Genomic DNA, 19,263 nt, shown 5'->3' on the forward strand with positions numbered 1-19,263 from the left:
ACCTGCACGGAGGAGGCGGGGAGGATGGCCGAGAAGCGCGTTGTCACCGTGTTCGGCGCGACCGGGCGCCAGGGCGGGTCCCTGAGCCGGGCGATCCTCGAGAAGGACGAGAGCGACTTCACGGTGCGCGCGGTGACCCGTCACCCGGAATCGGAGCCCGCGGTCGCGCTGGCGCGGCTGGGGGCCGAGGTGGTCCGGGCCGACATGGACGACGAGAAGAGCCTGGGACCGGTGTTCGAGGGTGCGTACGGCGCCTTTCTGATGACCGACTTCTGGGAGGGCATGAACGCCGAGCACGAGAAGGCGCAGGCCGAGGCGCTCGCGAGGGCCGCCGGTCACGCGGGCGTCCAGCACGCCGTCTGGTCGACGCTGGAGGACACCCGGCACTGCGTGCCGGTCGACGATTCCCGCATGCCGACGCTGCAGGGCTCCTACAAGGTCCCGCACTTCGACGCCAAGGCCGAGGCGGACCAGTACTTCCCCGAGGCCGGCGTGCCGACGACGTACCTGCGGACCACGTTCTACTGGGAGAACCTGTTCGACATGTTCGCCCCGCGGCGCGCCGACGACGGCGTCATGGTCCTCGACTTCCCGATGGGGGACAGCCGGCTGTCCGGCATCGGCTTCGTCGACATCGGCAGGACGGCACTGGCCGTACTGGAGCGCGGTACCGATCTCATCGGCGCGACGGTGAGCATCGCGGGCGAGCACCTGAAGGTCGCCGACATGGCCGCCGCGCTGACCGAGCGGGTCGGCGTGCCGTACGCGTACCGGCCGCTGACCCCGGACGCCTACCGGGCCCAGGGCCATCCGGGCGCGGACGAGGCGGGCAACATGTTCCAGTTCTACCGGGACTGCGAGCACTCCTTCACCGCGGCACGCGACCTGGCCGCCGTGCGGGCCCTCCACCCCGGACTGCAGTCCTTCGCGACCTGGCTCTCGGCGCATCACACGAGGATCCCGCGCTCCTAGGCCACGGACATCGGGGCGGCGGAGGGTCTCGGTGCCCATGCTCCCCCCACCTGCGGGGCGAGCTCGGCGGAGTTCTCCGTCGACGCCGGGGAGTCGCGGCACACGGGGGCTCTCCCGCCACGGTGCGGGCCCGGTCGGCGGGGGCGAATCTTGCCTGTGCCGTGCGCCCGGCGCACGCTGGTCGTATGGCTGCCCACAACGGCCCCGCCCCCACGCTGATCACCTCCGTGCAGCGGGCCTTCCGTCTGCTGGAGGCGGTGAGCGCGCACGGGAACGGCGCGCCGGCGAAGCAGCTGGCGCGGGAGACGGGGCTGCCCCTGGCCACCGCCTACCACCTGCTGCGGACCCTGGTGCACGACGGATACCTGCGGAAGCTGGACGACGGCGGGTTCGTCCTGGGCGACAAGATGCAGGCGCTCCACACCGCCGGACACGGGCAGGCGCTGCTCAGCCGGGTGCGGCCGACGCTCGCCGCGCTCCGCGACGAGTTCGGGACCGCCGCCTACCTCACCTTCTACGAGGACGGGGAGATCCGGGTCGCCGAGATCGTGGACAGCCCCCGGGCACCGCGCGTCGACCTCTGGGTGGGGTTCGAGGACGCCGGTCACGCCACCGCGCTGGGCAAGTCGGTGCTGCGCGAGCTGGGCGAGGACGCCCGCAGGGAGTACCTCTCCCGGCACCAGCTGGCGGACCTCACACCACGGACGATCACGGACGTCGGAGAGCTGCTCCGGCGACTCGACGCCTCCCCGCTGGCGCCGGCCGTCACGGACATGGAGGAGTACTCCCTCGGCACCGTCTGCGTCGCGGTGCCCGTGTACAGCGGGGAGACACTCGGCTCGCTCGGCGTCTCCCTGCGGGCGGACCGGCTCTCCCGCCTCGACGAGATCAGGAATCGGCTGCTCCCGGCCGCGAACCGGGTGACCCGGGGCCTGTCGCTCACTATCTGAAATTCGGGCCCTTGTGACGCCCGAACGCATCACCTTTCCTGGATTTATCAGACATTTACGGAGCACTCGCTCCGCGCACAGGTGAGGACTGCGGGCGAAACATGAGTCACACCCGAGAGCACGGGCCGACCCGGCCCCCCAGGAAGCACGGGGTCGTCCCGGGGAAGGTGACTCGGAAGCGCGTCGCGATGCAGCTGGCCTCCGGCATGCCCGTACTGCCGGTCCTGATCGTCTCCGTCATCGTGCTCGTCGACCTCCTCGGCGGAGTCGGGCTGACGTGGCTGCCGCTGCTCGCGGCCGGTCCCGCGCTGGCCGCCACCACCAACGGACCTCGCGGCGTCCTCTGCGTCGGTCTCCTCGCGGGCGCGCTGGGCATGATGCTCGGCATCCGTGACGGCGCGCCGGCCCACGAGCTGGCGGCCGTCCTGTCCGCCCTGGGGGCCGTCACGCTGGCCGGCGCCCTGGCCAGCGCCCTGCGCGGGCGGCGTGAGCGGGTGCTCGCGGCCGTGCGCTCCGTCGCCGAGGCCGCGCAGCAGGCCCTCCTCCAGCCCGTCCCGCCCGTGGTCGGCCCGTTCCAGGTGGCCGTCCGCTACAGCGCCGCCGCCGCGGAGGCCCGCATCGGCGGGGACCTCTACGCCCTCGTGCCCACCCCGTACGGGGTCCGGCTGATCGTCGGCGATGTACGGGGGAAGGGGCTGCCGGCCGTGGGGGTCACCGCCCTCGTGCTCGGGGTGTTCCGCGAGGCGGCCTACGAGGAGCCGGACCTGCTCGCCGTCGTCGACAGGATCGAGCGGAGCCTGGCGCGTAACCTCCGCTGCGACGACTTCGTCACCGCCGTGGTCGCCGGACACCCCGGACCCGGCGTGCTGGAGGTCGTGAACTGCGGACACGCCCCTCCGCTGCTCGTCCGCGGAGCCGAGGTCCTGCCGGTGGAACCGCCCCGTCCGGCCCCGCCCCTCGGCCTGCGGTCCCTCACGGGCGAGACCCCCGCCCTGCACGTCCTGCCCTTCGCGGACGGGGATCAGCTGCTGCTGTACACCGACGGCGTCACCGAGGCCCGCGACCGCGGCCGGTTGTTCTACCCCCTCTCCGAGAGGCTGGCCCAGCACGTGTCCGACGAGCCGACGCGCACCCTCGAAGCGCTCCACGACGAGCTCCTCGCCCACGTGGGGGGCCGGCTGCACGACGACGCGGCGCTGCTCCTCCTGCGCAAGCCCACCGCCGACGAGACGGTGGTCCTCCCGGCGGCGTCGGCGACGGAGCGGGAGGTCATCGACGCGCAGAGCCTCCTGCGCGGTCCGGGGCGCATCGGTCGGTAGCGGCGAAGGGGCCCCACCGCTCCCCCGCGTCGCCCTCCCGCGTCTGCGCCGGACCCCGTCAGGACATCCCCGACGGAGCTCGCCGGTCCGTGGGCGGCGGCCCCGCCGGCGGCTCCGACGTGAGCCGCCAGAAGTCCGCGTACCGGCCACCACGACGCAGCAGTTCGTCGTGGCCGCCCTCCTCGACGACCCTTCCCGCGTCGAGGAAGACGATCCGGTCGGCGTGCCGGACGGTACGCAGCCGGTGAGCCACCATGACCACGGTCCTGCCCTCCATCAGGCGCTCGACGCCGGCGTGCACGGCGGCCTCGTTGACCGGGTCCAGCGCGGAGGTGATCTCGTCGAGCAGCACGATCGGCGCGTCCTTGAGCAGGGCCCGGGCGATCGAGACGCGCTGGCGCTCGCCGCCCGACAGCCGGGCGCCGCCCTCTCCGACGGTGGTCGACCATCCGTCGGGGAGGCGCTCGACCACCTCGTCCAGTCGCGCCGCGGCCGCGGCCGCCCGCACCTCGGCACGGGTGGCGTCCGGCCGGCCCAGGCGGACGTTGTCCTCGATGGTGCCGTCGAAGAGGTAGACGTCCTGGAAGACGACGGCGAACCGCGCCATCAGCGCTTCCGTCCGCACGGTGCGCACGTCCGCGCCGCCGACCCGGACGGCGCCCGCGTCCACGTCGTAGAACCGCGCGAGCAGCTGCAGCAGGGTGGTCTTGCCCGCGCCCGACGGTCCCACCACGGCCAGTCGCCGCCCCTCGGGGACGGACAGCGACAGGCCGTCGAAGACCGTTCGCCCCTCGTGCCGGAACGCGACCGACGCGAACTCCAGCCGGTGGCCGACGGGCTCGACCGGGTCGGGGTCCTGGGGCAGCGGCTCCGTACGCAGCACCGCGTCCAGCCTGGTCAGCTCGCCCCGCGCGCCGCGCAGCCTGCCGCCGAGTTCGGCCAGCGACAGGAGAGGGTCCGCGCAGCGCGCGGCCAGCACCAGGACCGTCAGCAGCTCCGCGGCCCCGATGGTTCCCCCGAGCGCGAGGTACGCGCCGAGGGCCAGGACCGCGGTGAACACCGCCTGCACCGTCAGCGTCAGGCCCAGCGCGCCGGGCAGCGCGGAGAGCGTGGCACGGCGGGACGCCTGCCGGACCCGGCCCAGGGCGTCGTCGAGGAGACGGAAGCGTTCGGCGCTCCGGCCGCCGGCGCGCAGCACCGGCTGGGCGTGGACGTACTCGATGACCCGCCCGGTGGCCTCGTGGTCCCGTGCGGCGCGCTCGGCCTCCTCGGCCTCCGCCGAACGCCCGGTCAGGATCTGGATCGCGGCCACGACGGGGACGGCGGCCAGCGCGGCCAGGCCCAGCCGCCAGTCGAGGAGGAGGATCACGACGACGACGGTCAGCGGTGTCACGGCCGCGGAGACGAGGGGTGCCAGCAGGTGGGCGAGCACGCTCATCGCCCGCAGCACGCCCTGGCCGGCCAGGACGGACACCTCTCCGACCCGGGCCGGGCCGTACCAGCCGAGCGGCAGCCGGGCCAAGTGGTCGCCGAGGCGGTGGTACACGCCCCGCAGCAGCGCGGCCCCGACGCGGAACCCCGAGAGGTCGCTCAGGTAGCGCAGCACCGCGTAGGCCGCGACGGCGGCTCCGAACGCGCCCAGCCAGGGCCAGACGTCGCTGGGCGCGTCCCCGAGCAGGGCTCGCAGCACCGGTGCCAGCAGGGAGTAGGACAGGCCCTCGACGATCGCGGTCGCGGTCATCAGGGCGAGGGTGCGGAGCATCGGCCGGGCGTGCCGGTGACCCAGCACGCGCAGCAGTACGCGGATCATGGGGAGTCGGCTCCTCGCTGGTGGGTGGGGGTTCGCGGACACGTCGTCGCCGGGCCGTGCGGGCCGTGCGCCGGGGTCATGGCGTCCCACCCGCTCCGGGTGCGCCCGCCGCCCGTCCCGGGCGCCACAGGGCGGAGAACCTGCCGTCCGTGGCGAGCAGTTCGCGGGGGGTGCCGTACTCGACGACGGCTCCGTCCTCCAGGACGGCGACGGTGTCGGCGCCGGCGATCGTCTCCGGACGGTGCGCGACGACCAGGACCGTGCGGTCCTCCCGCAGCGTGTCCAGCGCACGGCGGATCGCCCGCTCGGTGAGCGGGTCGGCGAAGGAGGTGGCCTCGTCGAGGACGAGCACGGGGGTGTCGGCCAGCAACGCCCGGGCCAGCGCGATCCGTTGGGCCTCGCCGCCCGAGAGCCGGGCGTCCTCGCCGATCACCGTCTCGTACCCTCGGGGCAGTTCGAGGACGCGGTCGTGGATGTTCGCCAGGCGCGCGGCGCGGACCACCTCCTCCGGGCGGGCGTCCGGCACCGCCAGCGCGATGTTGTCCGTGACCGAGGAGCGCAGCAGGTGGACGTCCTGGAAGACGAAGGAGACCCGGCGGTACAGCTCCCGGCCGCCCAGCTCGCGCAGGTCCACGCCGCCCAGGCGCACCGAGCCGCTCGTCGGGTCGGCGAACCGCGGCAGGAGTCGCACGAGCGTGGACTTGCCGCTTCCCGAGGGTCCGACGAGCGCGGTGACCGTGCCGGGTTCGAGCACGAGGTCGACCCCCCGCAGCACGTCGCGGCCCGGTTCGTAGGCGAAGCGGACGTCGCGCAGTTCCACGCGGTGGCCGCGCGGCGCGAGGGGGTGCGCCGGCTCCGGCAGGGGCGGCACGGCGAGCACCTCGCGGATCCGGCCGACCGCGCGGCGGGCGGCCTGCAGTTCGTCGAAGCCGTGCCCGAGCGCCGCCACCGGGGCGGTCAGTCCGAGTCCGAGCAGCAGGAACGGCAGCAGGTCGGCGGGGGCGAGGTCCCCGGCGGTGATCAGTGCCGCGCCGCCGATCAGGACGGTCAGGAGCACGAACGGCGGCGAGAGGACCAGCTGCATGCCCGCGGCGGGCAGGGAGATCCCGCGGACCCAGCGGCGGAAGACGGCGACGAAGTCGTCCGCGGCCGCCCGGAAGTCCCGGTGCGCCCGCTCGCCCCCGCCGAACGCCTTGACCACCGCGATGCCCTGGACGAACTCCACGACGGAGCGCGCGATCCGGGCCATCGCCGTGTCGAAGTCGGCCTGTTCGCGCAGCCGGGCCGGGGTCATCATCAGCGGGACCAGCGCCACCGCCGCGAGCACCGGGACGAGCGTGACGAGGGTGAGCCGCAAGTCGACGGTGAACAGGTAGACCAGGGACACCAGCGGGACGACGAAGGCGGAGGCCAGCTCCCCGGGGGTGTGGGCGATGAACGGGTGTACGGCGCCGACGTCGTCGCCCACCAGCTTGGCGAGCTCACCGCCGTGCCGGCGGGAGAGCCAGCCGAACGGCACGCGGCCGAGGCGGGCGGCCAGCCGGCGGCGCAGGTCCAACTGCACTCGCCCGTCCAGCAGATGGCCGATTCCCGCGGCGGCGGCCGTCAGCAGCAGCTTGACGAGCAGTCCGGCCGAGCCCGCGACGACGACGAGCCGGACGCGGTCGGGGTCGACCGGACCGGGCGCGAGCAGGAGCCGGCCCAGCTCGACGACCGCGAGCAGCGGGGCCAGCCCCGCCACCGCGCCGACGACCTGCAGGACGATCAAGGCCGCGAAGCTCCCCGCGTACGGCCTCAACAGCGCTCCCTCCGGGGGCCGCTCCCCGGCGGGAGCGGGGTCGTCCGGTGGCGGCGTGGTGCGCTTCCTCGCCTCGGAGGGCTCGGTGATGGTCATCGTCCGCTCGTCCTCTCGTCCCGGTCGGGCCGCTGAGACTGTGATTCTTACGACGTAAGACTGCTGCGGGACGTTATACTTACAGCGTAAGAATCGTCAATCGGTCCGGGGTCCCTCCGGCTCGGAGAAGAGGGGGCCATGGCGGCCAACAGGACGCGTGGGCAGCGTGCGGGGCTCACTCGACAGGCCGTCCTGGAGGCGGCGCTGCGCCTCGTCGACCAGGAGGGGCTCAAGGCCCTGTCGATGCGGCGGCTCGGCGCCGAACTGGGCGTGGAGGCGATGACCCTCTACCACCACGTGCCGAACAAGACCGCCCTCCTGGACGGGATGATCGAGCAGGTCGTCGCCGAGGCCGTGCCCACCGAGTTCGGAGCCGGCACCTGGCGGGCGGATCTGAGCGCCTACGCCCACGCGCTGGTCGCCGCGCTCGACGCGCATCCGCACGCCGCGCCGCTGTTGCTGTCCCGGCCCGCGTTGACGCCCCGCAATCTGCGCACGCTGGAGGCCGTGGTGGAGATGCTGCACGAGGCGGGCTTCTCCCTGCCCAGGACCCTCGACGTCCTCTACTCGCTGACCAGCTTCGCCGTCGGGCATGCGGCCGCCCACGCGGGCCGCATCGACGGGGCGGGGAGCCTGGCCTCGCTGGACCCGGAGGCGTACCCCCTGTTGGTCGCGGCCGCCCGGGAGTCGGGCGAGGACGCGGCCGACGCCCGCTTCGCGTTCGCCCTCGACGCCCTGCTGTCCGGATTCGAGAGAGAACTGGAGGGCGGCCCGGCCGAGGGGTGAGGGCGGCCCAGGACGTTTCCCCCCGGGCCGAGTCGCCGGGCGGGCGCGAGCGGTGCGGGTGCCGGGGCGGTTCGGCCCGGCACCCGCGGGGTGCTCACGTGGTGGCGGGAGCCTTGTCGGGAGCGCTCGCGGCGGGCGCGTCCTGTCGGTAGAAGATGTCGATGTCGACCTCTTCACCGCCGACGATCAGGGTGTCCCACGCCCCGCTCTCCAACAGGGTGCGCAGGGTGGTGGAGTCGAGGGTCTCCAGGTGGTCCCGGAGCGTCGGGTCGTCCGGCATGCCGGGGAGGCGGGAGGAGAGGCGGTCGCGGATGCCCCGCAACCGTTCCATGAGCGCGTCGACGTCGGCCTTCCTGTCGAGGTCCTTGCCTTCCGCGCCTTCGATGCTCTGCGCGATCTTCTCCTTGATCGCACAGCTGACGCCGTTCTCGTCGGTGGTGATCATCGTGTTCCAGGCCCGGCTCTTGTGCCGGTACTGGAGCATGGACATGGCTGCCTCGTGCCGTGCGAAGTCGGCGTCCCGGAACGGCCTTCCGGTCCACGCTCCGTTGAGGGACCGGGCCAGCGAGATGGCCGAGCCCAGTCCGCTGTTGAGCCCGCGTCCCGGCCAGAAGTGGATGGCGTTGGCGGCGTCGCCGAGCAGGAAGCCGTAGGTCCCCGGGCTGGTCGACGTGGCCGAGCGCAGCCGGGTGGTGAACCTGGGCCGCTGCACCATGTCGAGCCGGAAGGCCGTGACGGCGCTCAGGTCCCTCTCGGCGACACCGAACAGCGCGAGCCCCTCCAGCACCCGCTTCCACAGCGCCGAGCCCCGGACCATCGCGGGCAGGAAGAGCGTGCTGTGCGTCGCGCACTGGAAGTCCCCGTCGCCGTCCCGCCCCATGACGCACGGGCGCGAGGCGATGCAGTCCTCGAACACGTGCCGCACCGGATCGATGCCGACCACCTCCGCCGCCTCGGCGTCGGTGAGCCGCATGTTCAGGAAGCCCTCGCCGCGGAGGGCGTTGAGGAGGAAGCGGTTCTGAGCCACGGTCAGCAGGACCGTCATGGGGTCCGTCAGGGTCGATCTGACGCGCAGCCCCAGGACGACGTCCTGGATGTGCCGGCCGTGCAGCGAGTAGATGGACTTGTCGGCGTTGCCGAACCTGTCGGTGAAGTACTCCCGCGTCCGGGAGCGGCCGCCCTCGCACACGGCGAGCACGTGGTCGGCGGACTCGGCCTCGTGGTACTCGGCCGGGTCGAACGTCTCGGGTACGAGCCGGATCCGGTCCGGCTTCTCGTTGGCCAGTTCGAGGAGGGTGTCCTCGATGTAGGCGATCCGGAGGTTTCTCGGGTTGTGGCCACGGAGCGAATCGGGGCCCACCGGCCACATCTCGGTGTACGCGTCGCCCCGGAAGAGCCGCCGCTGCACCTCCTCGGGGAGGTTCAGATACTGCCGGCTCTGTACGGTGACGACCTGCTGCCGCCTGACGTTGCCCTGCCCCTCGCTCTTCCAGACGACCTTCTCCCCGTCCCGTGTCCACCGGCCGTCGTGGACGGTGATGGACACGCGATGCCCCATGAGGTGTTCCAGGAGCAGGGCGAAGCTCAGGCCGACGGGGCCACCGCCCGAGACCGTGACACGGAGCACCGGCGCGGCCGCCAGTGCCGCCTTGGAGGGAGTGAGCGGACTCAGCACGGAGAGGTCGAGGATCGTCTCCATCGCGTCGGCCGCTTCGAATCGGAACGTCTCGGTTCCTATCTCCACGAGGTCTCCGGGCTGCAGTTCGTGCGAGGTCACACGGACGCCGTTGACCCGTGTTCCGTTGCTGCTGCCGCTGTCGTACAGCACGAACCCATGACGTTCGCGACGCACCTCGGCATGAAAGCGCGAGACGTTGCCCCCGGTGATCACGACGGTGTTGTCGGTGTTGCGCCCCAGGGTTACCGGTGTGGTGCCGATCGGGTAGTTCTGTCCTGCCAGAGAGCCTTGATGGCCGACGAGTCGAGGCGGCATGGGTCACCCAATTCCATGAGTCACGGATCCGATGACGAAATGGCGATACCGGTCACGAACGACACCCCCCGCACCACACACCGCGATTCGACCGGCACGCAGAGCAATCCTAATCCGGCGCCGAGGCCGCTGAGAAGGCCCGGACAGACCGGCCACCGAGCGGTGGCCGAACCGTGAAGATGTCACGGCGGAGGCCCGGTCGGGGCTGGTGAGGCGGTTGCGCGGCGCCACGCCTCAGGTGCCCTTCGCCCGCCTGCCCCTCGCGCCCAGGAACCGGCGCAGCCGTGTCAGCGGCCAGGTGTTGATGATGTCGTCCGCCGTCAGCCAGCCGCGCTGGGCCGTGGCCACCCCGTAGCGCACGTACGGCAGATGTGTGACGGCGTGCGCGTCGGAGTTCACGGCGAACTTCACGCCGTACCGCTTCGCGCGCAGGATGTCCTCGTCGCACAGGTCGAGCCGCTCCGGGTGCGCGTTGATCTCCAGGGCCGTGCCCGTGCGCGCGCAGGCCGCGAAGACCGCGTCGAAGTCGGCGTCGATGCCCGGGCGTCTGCCGATGCGGCGGGTCGTGGGATGCCCGATGACGGCGACGTACGGGTTCTCGCAGGCGCGGATGAGACGGCGGGTCAGTTCCTGTCTGCTCCGGTCGAAGTGGGAGTGGACCGAGGCCACGCAGAGGTCGAAGTCCGCGAGGAACTCGTCGGGCCAGTCCAGGGAGCCGTCCGGGGCGATGTTGAGCTCCGTGCCGTGCAGCAGCCGCATCCCGCGGTGCGCGCCGTCGAGTGCGCGTACTCGCTCGCGCTGGGCGAGGATCTTCTCCGCGGTCATGCGCTGCATGGACAGGTTCGGGGCGTGGTCGGTGACGGCGTAGTAGGCGTAACCGCGGGCGGCAGCGGCGGCGACCATGTCCTCCAGCGGGGCCAGCCCGTCGGTGAGGTCGGTGTGGGTGTGCAGATCGCCGCGGATGTCCTTGTCGGCCACCAGATCGGGGAGTTCGCCGCGCAGGCCCGCCTGGATCTCGCCGCGGTCCTCGCGCAGGGTCGGGGGGATCCAGGGCAGTCCGAGCCGCTCGTAGATCGCCTCCTCCGTCTCGGAGGTGACGCTCTCGCCGCTCTCGGCGTCGAAGAGGCCGTACTCGGACAGCTTGAGGCCCTGGCGCACCGCGAGTTCGCGGGTGTGGATGTTGTGGGCCCTGGAGCCGGTGAAGTACTGGAGGCCCGCGCCCCAGGAGGCCGGCGGAAGCACCCGCAGGTCGACCTGGAGGCCCGCCGAGGTCCGTACCGACGTCTTCTTCGCACCCCGCGCGATGACCTCGGCGGTGGTCGGAAGGGCGACGAGGGCGTCCATGAAGGCGGCCGACCCGCGTGCCGCCACCAGGATGTCGAGGTCCCCCACGGTCTCCCTCATGCGGCGCAGGGACCCCGCGTAGGCGCACCGGACGCAGCCGCGGATCTGCGAGAGCTCCCCGACGAGCTGCTCGGCGATGTCCAGGGCGGTGCTGACGAGGATGCGGCCCTCGCCCGCCTTCCGCAGGGCGGAGATCCCGCGCAGGATGTTCGCCTCGCTCCGCTCCCCGAAGCCCTTGAGGTCGCGCAGCCGTTCCTGGTGGATGGCGTCGACGAGCTGGTCGACGGTGGTGGTGCCCAGCTCCTCGTACAGGGTCATGGCCTTGCGGGGTCCCAGCCCGGGAATCGCGATCAGCTCGCGCACGCCCTCCGGCACCGCCGTCCTGGCCTCGTCGACGGCGGACATGCGGCCGGTCCGCAGATACTCCTGGATCTTGTCGGCGACGGACCTGCCGACGTTCGGGATCTCCCGCAGCCCCTTCGCGTCCAGGGTGGAGACGTCCTGGGGGTAGCCGCCGACGGCCCGTGCGGCCTTCTCGTACGCCCTCGCCCTGAACGCCTCCCCTCCCCGGATCGCGATGAACTCGGCGTACTCCTGGAGCAGCGCCTCGACCTGGTCGTTGGCTCGGGCCATGCCTCCAGGGTGCCCCGCGCGCGCCGGGCGGGCATGCCGGTCCGGCGGGCGGTCACGGCGCGGGGACGGCGCCTTGGGGCGGGGGCTCGGCGATGCTCGCCCGCTTGTACGTGCGCATGAGGACGGCGGTCTCCGTGGCGGTGACCCCGTCCAGGCCCGCGAAGACGCGGGTGGTGAAGGCGTGCAGTTCACGGGTGTCGCGGTGGCTGGAGTAGCCGAGGACGTTGCTGGTGCCGGTGGTGAGGACCAGGTGCCGGACGGCCGGCTCGCGCGCGAGGAGGCGGAGCGCCGCTTCCAGGCGGCTCGGGGCGATGGAGAGCCGGAAGCGGGCCTCCACCGGGTAGCCGAGGACCGCCGGGTCGACGTGGAGCCTGAGGTGCAGGACGTGGGACGCCATCAGGCGGGCGAGCCGGCGGCGGGCCGTGGTCTCGCCGACCCGCAGGGCATGGGCGAGGCGGGTGGTCGACATGCGGGCGTCCGCGCCGAGCAGGGAGACCAGACGCCGGTCGAGGTCGTCCACGGCCGGCGGATCCGGCAGGGGCACCCCCGCCGCCGTCCGGCGCCGTACGTCCGTCGGTACGTCGTCGTACGGAGCCCAGTCGCTGGCCGTCAGGAGAAGGCGCAGCACCACCTGGGAGCGGATGTCGACGACGCCGTCGAGGCGGCCGATCGCCGAGTCGATCAGGGTGAGCAGGGTGTCGTGGTCGGGGGCGCCGATCTCGGCGTACACCTCAAGACCGCCGGTGGCCACCTCCACGGACCGGGTGTCCGCGCGGCGGGCCAGCGACAGGGCGGTCTCGTGCAGTCGGCCCGGCGCGCACCGTACGGCGAGTTCGGCGATCACCCCCTCACCCAGGTACTCGGGCACCAGCGCGGCGGTGAAGCGGACCCTCCCGGTCGCGGTGAGCCGTTCCAGGCGACGGGCCACGGTGCGTTCGTGCACCCCGGCGTCCGCGCCGATCTCGGCGAAGGGCGCCCTCGGGTTGCGGTGCAGGGACCGGAGCACCATGTGGTCCACGGTGTCCAGCGCCAGGGGGGCGTCTGCGGTCATGGGGCCCTCCGTCTCGACGCGCTGCGCGGCGCACCCTACGGCACGTCGGCGGCCGTGCGGGCGGGTGCCGGATCCCGCCCGCCGGACGAGGACCGCTGCCGGAATCCGCCACCGAGGTCCCCTCGATTGTCTCCTTCGTCCGACTGTGACGCCGACTCTTGTCGAGCGCGGTGGGCGTTGGCCACATTGTGGTGCGGATCGCGTCGCCCGACGGCTCGGACGGACTGCTCCGACCGGCCGGCTCTCCGCCGCCTCCCTTTCTGCCCGCCCGCGAGGGCCCACTCCTTCCCCCCTGGTGGTACGTATGACGGACACCGCTGCACCCCCGGCCTCCCCGAGATCGGCGATACGCCCCACGCCGGCGGCCGCCGTGCTCGCCTCCGTGATGCTGGTGGAGCTCTCCAGCGGCATCACCCAGGGCTTCCTCTCCCCGATCCTGCGCGGCCTCACGGACACCCTGAAGGTGTCGGCGGCGGATCTGAACTGGATCAGCATCGCCAATCTGCTCTCCAGCGTCGCCTTCACCCCCGTGCTCTCGCGCATGGGAGACCTGTACGGCCACCGCAGGACGCTGCGCTGGAACCTCGCGATCGTGCTGCTGGGCTCCGTCCTGGTCGGCGTCTCCCGCGACTTCTCGACGCTGCTCGCCGGACAGATCCTCCAGGGCGCCTTCGCCGGCTTCTTCCCGCTGCTCGTCGGCATCCTGCGCAACCGCTCCGGGCAGGACGCCGAGAGTCGCAGGGGCATCAGCGTGATGGTCGCCGCGCTCGTCGGCGGTCTGACCCTCGGCCTCGTGAGCAGCGGCCTGGTGGCGCGGTCGGTCGACAGCCCGACCGCAGCCCTGTGGGTGCCCGCCGTCGCCACCTCGATCGCCCTCGCCGTCAGCTGGCGCCTGCTGCCGGAGTCGGACCACCGGCCGGGCGGCCGGATCGACTGGGCGGGCGGCATCCTGCTCTGCGTCGGGCTGCTCGCCGTGATGCTCGGCCTCGGTCTCGGCGGCACCCCGGGCTGGGAGTGGGGCTCCCCGCGCACGCTGGGGTGCCTGATCGGCGGCGCGGTCGTGACGGCGATCTGGGTCCGCGTCGAGCTGAGGACGGAGGACCCGATGATCGACGTGCGGATGTTCCGTCGCCGCAACGTCGCCGTGGTCTCCCTCGTGACGCTCACCTTCACCTTCTGCATGCTGGGCCTCCAGGTCGCCAACCCCGTCTTCCTCGGCACCAGCACCGCCTCCGACGGTTACGGCCCCGGCCTCGACCCCTTCGCCATCGCCCTGGCCATGCTGCCCAACCTGCTGGCCCTCGCCGGGGGCGCGCTCGCCGCCCCCGCGGTCGCCCGTGTCCTCTCCGACCGGCTCACGCTCGTCTGCGGCTGCCTCCTGATGGCCCTCGGATACGTCGTCTCCGCCCTGTGCCACACGGACCTGACCGGCTTCCTCGCCGGCACGGCGGTGGCCGGTCTCGGCACCGGTTTCATGCAGCACTCCACCCGCACCCTCGCGGTCGAGTCCGTCCCGCACGACCGCACCGCCGTCGGGTCCGGCATCAACGAGCTGCTGATCAACGTGGGCGGTTCCCTCGGCGCCGCGGCCGTTCTCACGGTCTTCGCCCACCACACCCCCGTCGGCCGGCCGCTGCCCGCGCTCGGCGCCTACACCACCTCGTGGACGCTGTGCGCGGTCGTCTCCATCGCCGGCGCCGCACTCGCCCTGCTCTACCGCACGCATCAGCCCGAGAAGGACCACGCATGACCACCGCCACCCTGCGCGACCGGACCCGCGCCGTCCTCGAAGCCCGCCGGGACGACCTCCGCGACCTCAGCCACGCCCTGCACGCGGACCCCGAACTCGCCTACGAGGAGCACCGGTCGGCCCGGCGCATCGCCGACCTCGTGGAGGCCGCCGGTTTCGACACCGAGCGCGGCGCGTACGGACTGCCCACCGCGTTTCGTGCGACCGCGGGCAGCGGGGACCTGGTCATCGGCGTCTGCGCCGAGTACGACGCCCTGCCCGGCATCGGCCACGCCTGCGGGCACAACGTCAACGGCGCCGCCGCGGTGGCCGCCGCTCTCGCCCTCGCCCCGTACGCCGACGACCTCGGCATCACCGTCAAGCTCCTGGGCACCCCCGCCGAGGAGTCCGGGGGCGGGAAGGTGGACATGCTGCGGGCCGGCGCCTTCGACGACGTGGCGGCGGCGATGATGGTCCACGCCGCCCCGCAGGACGCCGTGGGCATGACCTCCCAGGCCATCGGCAGCTGGAAGGTCGGCTACACCGGCCGCGCGGCCCACGCCGCGGCGATGCCCGAGCGCGGGATCAACGCGGCCGACGCGATGATGATCGCTCAGGTCGCGATCGCCGCCCACCGCCAGCAGATGCTGCCGGGGGCGGTGGTCTCCGGTGTGGTCACCCACGGCGGAGACGCCGCCAACGTCATCCCCGACCGGGTCACCGCCGACTACGACTGCCGGGCCGGCACCCTGGAGGAGCTGCGGGCGCTGCAGGACCGCGTCCGTGCCTGCTTCGAGGCCGGCGCGCTGGCCACGGGGGCCGAACTCGCGCTGGAGGCCGTCGGCAACGACTACGCCGACCTGCGCCAGGACCTCGCCATCGCCCGCGGCTATCTGTCGGCCGCCCGGGATCTCGGTCGGGCCGTCCAGGACGTCGACCCCACCCTGCGCGGCGGATCGACGGACATGGGCAACGTCTCGCACCTCGTGCCCACCATCCACCCCATGATCGGCTACGACTGCGGGGACACGATCATGCACAACCCGGAGTTCACCCGGTACGGCACCACGCCCCAGGCCGACCTGGCGCTCCTGGAGGGCGGCCTGGCGATGGCGTGGACCGCCGTCGACCTCGCCACCGACGACGCCCACCGCGCCTCCCTGCTCGCGCGCCGGGCCGCCCGGGGCACGGCCGGCGCGCACCGAGCGGAGCGCTGAGGTCCGTCGTCGACGGGCCCGTCCTCGAAGGGGCGACGTCGAGGCCCCGCGCCGTGGGCCGGGTGGCGGCGACCGGGCTCAGGACTCCTCGGCGGCGGCGCCGGTGTCGGCGACGCGGGGGGACCTGGCGGCCCTGCGCCGCCGGTACGCCACCCCACCGCACACCGCGAGGAGGAGGGCGACGACGGCGGCCACCGCGAGTACCGGCCGCTCGGCGAAGAGTCCCGCCAGCACGTCGAGGACTCCGAGCCCGACGGTCGCGTACACCAGCGCCCAGGCCGCTCCGCCCACGAACAGCGCGGGGAGATAGCGCGACAGGGGCATGCGCATGCTGCCGGCGAGGAAGTTGGCGGCGGTCTGGAAACCGACGGTCAGGAAGGAGACGGCCACCACCGGCGCGCCCCACCGCTGGATGGCCCGCTCCACACGCTGGAACTTCGCCGTGGACATCCGTTCGGAGAACCTGCTGCGCCTGGCCCCCGCGCCGGCGAGCCATCCGACGGCGAAGGTCCCGCCGGCCCGCAGGAGAACGATGACGTACAGGGCGGCGGCTGTGAGCGCGACGTCATCCACGGTGCCTCGCTCCGTGGACCGGGCCGGGACAGGCGTCGCGCGCCGCCCCCTTCGACAGGCCCTTCCCCGCGGGCTCCCGACGGGCACACGCCCGGTCTCCGTCTCTCACCTGAGATCTGCCCCTGCCCGTTCCGTCCCCTGCGTTCCACCAGGGCGGCGCCCGCCCGGCGAGGTCAGGTTAACCGAACGCGCGTACGTCGAGCGTACGGCGCCGGACACCGAGACGACACCACCCTGCGGCTAGCCTGCCACCTGGGACATGGCCGCATCCCTCGGACGTACGGGATGCGCCGATCGGAGAAGTGGAGACACCCATGACGACCACCGCACGCGCGACCCTGCAGCACGAGGACGAGCGGGTACGCGTGACCCGGTGGGACTTCGCGCCCGGGGAGAGCACCGGCCGCCACGTGCACGAATACGACTACGTCGTCGTACCCGTCACCGACGGGCGGATCGAGGCGATCGCCCCCGACGGCACCGTCACGCCCTCGCAGCTGCGGGCGGGTGAGTCGTACGCCCGCCCGGCCGGCGGCGAACACGAGGTCGTCAACGCCGGCACCGCCCCGCTGGCCTTCGTCGAGACCGAGCTGAAGGAGCCGGCCGCCCTCCGGCGTCGCCCGTGACGCGCGGGGCCGTGGAGGAGCCGGGGCTCGACGGCGGTGCCGTGGTCACCGCCCGGTGAGGTCGGTGTGCGTCGCGATCACCCCCGACGGACCGGGCGGTCAGCGGCACATCAGCGCCGCGCGCACGTCGAGTCGGTGGTCGAGGCGGGACAGGTCCCGGCCCGTGAGGCGCTCGATGCGCTCGACGCGGTAGTGGACCGTGTTGACGTGCAGGTGCAGGGCCTCGGCCGTCCTGGCCCACGAGCAGTTGTGGTCGAGGAAGACCTTCAGGGTCTCCAGCAGCATGGCCCGTGAACCCTGGTCCGCTCGCAGCAGCGGGCCGAGGACCGTGTCCAGGTAGACCCCGCGCACATGGGCGGGGACTCCGGCCAGGAGCGTCTCGAGGTCGGCGAGGTCCACGAGGCCCGCGACCCGCGCCGTCGACGGCGTGGTCGTACGGGCCCCGGCGAGGGCGTAGCGTGCCTGGGCGAGGGCGTCGGAGAGCCCCGCGGGGTTGCCGACGGGGTCGCTGACACCGGCATGCAGGGCGGTGCCGGGCCGACGGGCATGGAGCAACGGCCACACCTCGCCGAGCCGCGCCCGTACGTCGAAACCCGGGTCCGGCTCGTGCGCCAGCACCGCGACGGCCTCGCCCTCCGGGCGTTCGGCGACGGCGAACGCGGCCACGCGCTGATGGCTCAGCGCCTCCGTGAGCGCCGCGGCCGAGTCGCCCCGTTCCTCGGCCTTCGCCAGTGCGGCGACCACCACCGTGTACGTGGCGGGGACCGCGAGCCCGCACGAACGGAGCGCGTCCTCCAGGCCGTTCACCTCGCCCTGCCCCGCGCCCACCCGCTTCACGAGTTCTTCGTGGGCCTGTCTGCGCGCCGCCTTCTGCTGGTCCTGTCGCCTGCGGTGCCTGCCGAGCGTCTCGGCTATCTCGTGCAGGATCCGCGGTGGCACCTGGCCGTCCTCCGGCAGATACAGGTGCCAGGCGTCGAAGACGGTGTCGTCGGCGTCGACGCGCACGATCGTGCCCCGCCGGTCCCGCAGCGCCTGCGCCGCCCGCTCCGCCGGGAGTTCGGGCGCGGTGCCGGTCCGGGCGATCGTACGGCCGCTGCCGGTGAGGAGGTGGCATTCGGGAACGCCGAGGAAGGCGAAGGCCCGGTCGAGCAGTTCACACGCCGGGGCCCCGCGCTCCAGGGCGCGGTCGAGTTCCACCCGGACGTTCTCCGGCAACGCGAAGTGGTCCGTGGGGCGCCGGCTGAGCTCACCCCACTGACGGAGGTAGACGGCCTCGGTGATGGCCCGGAAGGTCGTGTGCGCCGGGACGGCGAGCAGCGCGATCCGGTGCTTCCGGCAGGAGGCCGCCACCTCCCGCGGCACCTCGCCGTGCGTCTCCTCTCCGGCGAGCAGCGCCACCGCGCCCGCCTCGCGCAGGGCGGACACGAACCGCTCGGCCTTGGCGGGACCGTCCTCGCGCCCCCACCACACGAGCCCGCTGAGCACGATCTCGCCCGGCTGCAGGAAACGGGCCGGGTCCTCCAGGTCCGTCGCCGTGACGCCGCCGATCTCCTGGCCCAGGAGCGTCTCGTCCCCCCAGACCAGCGAGAGGTCGAGGCGGTCGAGGCGGAGAAGATGATCGACCTGCATGTGGGACTCCCTGCGTACGCACGGACCGGGGTCCGTGTCTCACATTCACTAAGCGAGTGTGAGCCCTAGCATCGCAGATGCGAAGGACGCCCTTCCGGCGACGCGAGCCCCTGGAGTCCTGTGCGGGGTCACCGCCGCCTGCTCCGACGCCTGCCGCGCACCCCGCCGTGTCCGACGGATGAGACACCGGAGCTCCTCCTTCGTCTCTTTCTCCAAGCCCACTCTCATCCGCGATGGAGGGTCGCACGGTCTTGTTGCAGATGAGAGCCCAGGCGCCCTACGGTGTCGCACATGCAGTCCTACACCATCGGTCAGGCCGCACGGTTGCTGGGCGTGAGCCCCGACACCGCGCGGCGCTGGGCGGACGCGGGCCGGGTCGCCACCCACCGCGACGAGAGCGGCCGGCGCGTGATCGACGGCACGTCCCTCGCCGCGTTCTCCGCCGAGCTCGCGCAGGGTGAGGACGAGGACGCGTCGTACACATCGGCGCGCAACGCGTTCCCCGGAATCGTCACCGCGATCAAGTTCGGTGACATCGCGGCCCAGGTGACGATCCAGGCCGGGCCGCACCGGCTGGTCTCCCTCCTCACCCGTGAGGCCGTGGAGGAACTGGGACTGGAAGTCGGCATGCAGGCCACCGCCCGCGTGAAGTCGACCAGCGTGCACATCGACCGCACCTGACCCTCACGCAGTACCGAGAGACCTCGGCCGTCGGCGCGACCGGCCTCCCCTTCCGC

General features: G+C 73.1%; 15 protein-coding genes. 8 read left to right on the top strand and 7 right to left on the bottom strand.

Annotation, left to right across the window (positions count from 1 at the left end; all coding sequences use genetic code 11):
• The first annotated feature begins 24 nt into the window (after window positions 1–24).
• From AB0D99_RS04765 to AB0D99_RS04775, 3 genes are all read left to right on the top strand, one after another.
• Window positions 25–972 (top strand): NmrA/HSCARG family protein, encoded by a 948-nt coding sequence (locus AB0D99_RS04765; protein WP_362356924.1) that lies wholly within the window; start codon window positions 25–27, stop codon window positions 970–972.
• A gap of 185 nt (window positions 973–1,157) precedes the next feature.
• Window positions 1,158–1,922 carry an IclR family transcriptional regulator gene (locus tag AB0D99_RS04770; protein ID WP_362356926.1) on the top strand — a complete coding sequence of 255 codons (765 nt, stop codon included), beginning with the start codon at window positions 1,158–1,160 and terminating at the stop codon, window positions 1,920–1,922.
• Window positions 1,923–2,110: 188 nt separating this feature from the next.
• Entirely contained in the window at window positions 2,111–3,241 is a 1,131-nt protein-coding gene (locus tag AB0D99_RS04775) for a PP2C family protein-serine/threonine phosphatase (protein ID WP_362357220.1), read from the top strand.
• Between the two features lie 58 nt (window positions 3,242–3,299).
• On the opposite strand, the gene AB0D99_RS04780 is transcribed toward AB0D99_RS04775, so the two are convergent.
• Window positions 3,300–5,051 (bottom strand): ABC transporter ATP-binding protein, encoded by a 1,752-nt coding sequence (locus AB0D99_RS04780; protein WP_362356928.1) that lies wholly within the window; start codon window positions 5,049–5,051, stop codon window positions 3,300–3,302.
• Window positions 5,052–5,127: 76 nt separating this feature from the next.
• A complete protein-coding gene (locus AB0D99_RS04785) occupies window positions 5,128–6,945 on the bottom strand; it encodes an ABC transporter ATP-binding protein (protein WP_362356930.1) in 1,818 nt (605 codons plus the stop codon).
• A gap of 138 nt (window positions 6,946–7,083) precedes the next feature.
• Here AB0D99_RS04785 and AB0D99_RS04790 point away from each other — a divergent pair, with 138 nt between their 5' ends.
• Window positions 7,084–7,731 carry a TetR/AcrR family transcriptional regulator C-terminal domain-containing protein gene (locus AB0D99_RS04790; protein WP_362356932.1) on the top strand — a complete coding sequence of 216 codons (648 nt, stop codon included), beginning with the start codon at window positions 7,084–7,086 and terminating at the stop codon, window positions 7,729–7,731.
• Between the two features lie 94 nt (window positions 7,732–7,825).
• On the opposite strand, the gene AB0D99_RS04795 is transcribed toward AB0D99_RS04790, so the two are convergent.
• The 3 genes from AB0D99_RS04795 to AB0D99_RS04805 all read right to left on the bottom strand — a co-directional run bounded on the left by AB0D99_RS04795 (window position 7,826) and on the right by AB0D99_RS04805 (window position 12,752).
• Entirely contained in the window at window positions 7,826–9,724 is a 1,899-nt protein-coding gene (locus tag AB0D99_RS04795; RefSeq protein WP_362356934.1) for an FHA domain-containing protein, read from the bottom strand.
• Window positions 9,725–9,958: 234 nt separating this feature from the next.
• Window positions 9,959–11,701, bottom strand: a complete 1,743-nt coding sequence (polX, locus tag AB0D99_RS04800) for a DNA polymerase/3'-5' exonuclease PolX (RefSeq protein ID WP_362356936.1) — start codon at window positions 11,699–11,701, stop codon at window positions 9,959–9,961.
• Window positions 11,702–11,753: 52 nt separating this feature from the next.
• A complete protein-coding gene (locus AB0D99_RS04805; protein ID WP_362356937.1) occupies window positions 11,754–12,752 on the bottom strand; it encodes an Lrp/AsnC family transcriptional regulator in 999 nt (332 codons plus the stop codon).
• A gap of 304 nt (window positions 12,753–13,056) precedes the next feature.
• Here AB0D99_RS04805 and AB0D99_RS04810 point away from each other — a divergent pair, with 304 nt between their 5' ends.
• Both AB0D99_RS04810 and AB0D99_RS04815 read left to right on the top strand, forming a co-directional pair.
• Entirely contained in the window at window positions 13,057–14,502 is a 1,446-nt protein-coding gene (locus AB0D99_RS04810) for an MFS transporter (protein WP_362356939.1), read from the top strand.
• Window positions 14,499–15,698: a M20 family metallopeptidase gene (locus AB0D99_RS04815; RefSeq protein WP_362356941.1), complete on the top strand. Its 1,200-nt coding sequence runs from the start codon at window positions 14,499–14,501 to the stop codon at window positions 15,696–15,698. Before AB0D99_RS04810 ends, AB0D99_RS04815 begins: the two co-directional genes overlap by 4 nt.
• A 78-nt stretch (window positions 15,699–15,776) precedes the next feature.
• Here the strand turns inward: AB0D99_RS04815 and AB0D99_RS04820 are convergent, their stop codons facing one another.
• Window positions 15,777–16,271, bottom strand: coding sequence for a VTT domain-containing protein (locus AB0D99_RS04820; protein ID WP_362356943.1), 495 nt, complete (start codon window positions 16,269–16,271; stop codon window positions 15,777–15,779).
• A 314-nt stretch (window positions 16,272–16,585) separates the two neighbouring features.
• Between AB0D99_RS04820 and AB0D99_RS04825 the strand changes: the two genes are divergently transcribed.
• Window positions 16,586–16,897 carry a cupin domain-containing protein gene (locus AB0D99_RS04825; RefSeq protein ID WP_362356945.1) on the top strand — a complete coding sequence of 104 codons (312 nt, stop codon included), beginning with the start codon at window positions 16,586–16,588 and terminating at the stop codon, window positions 16,895–16,897.
• Between the two features lie 99 nt (window positions 16,898–16,996).
• On the opposite strand, the gene AB0D99_RS04830 is transcribed toward AB0D99_RS04825, so the two are convergent.
• Entirely contained in the window at window positions 16,997–18,526 is a 1,530-nt protein-coding gene (locus AB0D99_RS04830; protein ID WP_362356947.1) for a helix-turn-helix domain-containing protein, read from the bottom strand.
• A gap of 291 nt (window positions 18,527–18,817) precedes the next feature.
• Here AB0D99_RS04830 and AB0D99_RS04835 point away from each other — a divergent pair, with 291 nt between their 5' ends.
• Entirely contained in the window at window positions 18,818–19,207 is a 390-nt protein-coding gene (locus tag AB0D99_RS04835; protein WP_362356949.1) for a helix-turn-helix transcriptional regulator, read from the top strand.
• Window positions 19,208–19,263 lie beyond the last annotated feature (56 nt).

It is taken from the genome of Streptomyces sp. NPDC047971 (genome assembly GCF_040653355.1).
GTDB lineage: Bacteria > Actinomycetota > Actinomycetes > Streptomycetales > Streptomycetaceae > Streptomyces.